This window comes from Geofilum rubicundum JCM 15548 (assembly GCF_000974365.1).
In the GTDB taxonomy this organism is placed as follows: Bacteria; Bacteroidota; Bacteroidia; order Bacteroidales; family Marinilabiliaceae; genus Geofilum; species Geofilum rubicundum.
Genome location: NZ_BAZW01000131.1, coordinates 1 through 2,342, shown reverse-complemented (window position 1 = coordinate 2,342; position 2,342 = coordinate 1). Strand labels below are relative to the sequence as shown.

Below are 2,342 nucleotides of genomic sequence, written 5' to 3'. Positions count from 1 at the left end.
GGAACGGATATGATGTTTATGTTGGTGCGATGCGTGATAAGGAGGTTGATTTTGTGGCCAAAAAGGGTGAAAGACTTATATATCTGCAATGCACTTATGTTTTGGTTGATGAACAAACGATACGACGGGAGTACGCGCCATTGGAAGCCATTCCGGATAATTATGAAAAAATGGTCATTTCGTTAGATGATGTTTCCTTTCCATCGAATAATGGCATTCGGCATATTCAGGCTTGGAAATTATTGGATGTGATCTAGATGACTTCATCGTAGGTCATTAGCTGTTTTGGGGAGCGAAGGAAGTTTTGGGCTATTTTTTTATTTCAATTCCGGTTTTCTTTATTTCGAGAACAAAGGGATTGTCAGAAATTAGGTCTTGAAGCGATAGGGGATGAGGCTCTATCCTGGTCTCTATAATTCTATTCTTATGCCATGTTTAATTATTTGAAAAACAATGGGCGTATTATTGTCAAATTCGTCTTTGGTGAAGGCATGTGGCTCAATTATAGTTTCTTCTCCTTTTCTGGTTATCATTAATTGTACATCGGTATCAAATGTATGCTCAACTTCATCTTTTAAAACAATAGCAATATCAATATCACTATTTTCATGTTGATTTCCCTTAGCAAATGAACCAAACATGTAGGCTTCGGAAAATCCGATATCAGATTCCTTTAATCGATTTAAATACGACCGACTTATCCTTAAAGCATCGTTTTTATCCATAGTCTACAGTCTTTTATTTTCTTAATCCATTCAGCTGTGAAATCATCCGTACAAATTCTATGAAAACTTTGTTTGTAATCATCATACCGAGCATTAATGTTAAATCTTGATATGCTGTCAAGAAGAACTTGTCGGTCAAAATCAAGCGTTAAATTTGATTTTTCACTTAGTCTCCTAAGGTCATGAATCATAGGTGGAAACTCGTGGTTGTTTTTGACGAATAGTGCTTTAAGAAGTTTTTCAATCACAAGATGCCCCATAAACAATGACCAACTGTTGTTCTGGGTTTTATATAGATCCATCATCGTTTTGAAATCTTTATCAGAGCTTTCAATCCAATGAATTATGATTTTTTCTGTGTCAAAGTTACTATCCATGTGAAAAAAGGCAAGTTACCAAACAAAGATACAGAAATTTACAATTGAATCAATATTTGCTGAGAATGCGCAGAGAGGGTGTCTTGCTTGATTTGGATATAAAAGTCTGCATTTTTCAAAATTATCAGGGGGGATAAAGCAAAACTTTTCTATGACTGTCTTGAGTTTTTTGGTAGCCTATAAATCATGCAGTTCCCAGAAAAAGTCGTTCTGTTCATCGTAGATGACTATTGGGGTTAGCAGTATATTTTCCTTTATATATACAAACACCCAATTTCTGGTGATATTCGTCTTGGGCTGCTTTAACCTGAATACAATATTGATCAGATTTTCTTTAATTAACAGAGGTTGGGATATGAAAAACAGGTTAGTTTTAAGATCAATTGTGTCTTTTGCAAAGGTGACTGCAGTGGATGGCAAATTCTTAAGGCTACTTTCAATTTCAATATTCTGTCTTTCCACTATTTCTTGAATTACATTTTGATCGAGGCTGTAGTTTAATCCTTGTTTTCCATTCAGATAGAAGCTATACACAGACACACGGGAATTCTCATTATCGTATTTGTGATATAAGTCTAAAGCATTTGTTGATATGCTGTCCGGCAAAATTTGATTAATGAAATTAAGTGCAGTATCAAAGACGTCTTCCCACTGGCTTTTTGTCAGTTGGGGATGGTGTTCAGAGTTGGGTTTACAATTAATTATTAAAAAGCTAAAAAGTAGCGTACCAATTACTATTCTAATTCTCATAATACCATTATTTAGAGGTGTTTTTAAAGTTCGTAGGGACTTTGTATCTTACGCCATGAGGATTCTGAGTGGCTCCAACATAAAGTACGGAGTCTCCTGTTGGCCTTATTAATAGAACAGAATCCCTTGTAAGATCATAAAACATATTTGGACTTTCTTTTATCCATGTACTATAAGCCCCTATTCCATATTCTTTTTCGGCAATGTGAGTTGGTGTTTTTTCGCTCTCCTCCCCATAAGCCTCCCTTGGCGCCATAGCACTTCCCATATCGCCTAATTTCTCCAAGCATTGGCCGAACCAGGCCCAGAAGTTGGTGGAGCGGTTGTTGGCGCGGGGTCGGGCCATGCTGCCGACGAGGGATATCCAGGAGAGGGCGTCTGACAGGATGTAGGTTTTGTGGGCCCTGAAGGGGGTGGCATCCATTGGGGTGCTACCGTTGGGGTCGGTGGGTGCGCTAACGCGGTGCTGGTGGGCGGGTGGAATAAATCC

General features: G+C 38.0%; 4 protein-coding genes and 1 pseudogene. 1 reads left to right on the top strand and 4 read right to left on the bottom strand.

Translation table 11 applies throughout. The features are described from left to right. Window positions 1-257 (top strand): annotated as a pseudogene (locus JCM15548_RS20315) (ATPase); the annotation flags it as partial. 153 nt (window positions 258-410) lie between these two features. Here JCM15548_RS20315 and JCM15548_RS20310 read toward each other — a convergent pair. The 4 genes from JCM15548_RS20310 to JCM15548_RS22065 form a co-directional block, all read right to left on the bottom strand. Further along, complete coding sequence (locus JCM15548_RS20310) at window positions 411-725, bottom strand: nucleotidyltransferase domain-containing protein (RefSeq protein WP_062129032.1); 315 nt, start codon at window positions 723-725, stop codon at window positions 411-413. After that, window positions 704-1,102, bottom strand: a complete 399-nt coding sequence (locus tag JCM15548_RS20305; protein WP_062129030.1) for a HEPN domain-containing protein — start codon at window positions 1,100-1,102, stop codon at window positions 704-706. The genes JCM15548_RS20310 and JCM15548_RS20305 overlap by 22 nt, the downstream gene beginning before the upstream one ends. A 177-nt stretch (window positions 1,103-1,279) precedes the next feature. Next, window positions 1,280-1,852 carry a hypothetical protein gene (locus tag JCM15548_RS20300; RefSeq protein ID WP_062129028.1) on the bottom strand — a complete coding sequence of 191 codons (573 nt, stop codon included), beginning with the start codon at window positions 1,850-1,852 and terminating at the stop codon, window positions 1,280-1,282. 7 nt (window positions 1,853-1,859) lie between these two features. Beyond that, window positions 1,860-2,342 (bottom strand): hypothetical protein (locus JCM15548_RS22065; protein WP_162198301.1); only part of this gene is annotated, 483 nt, incomplete at its 5' end.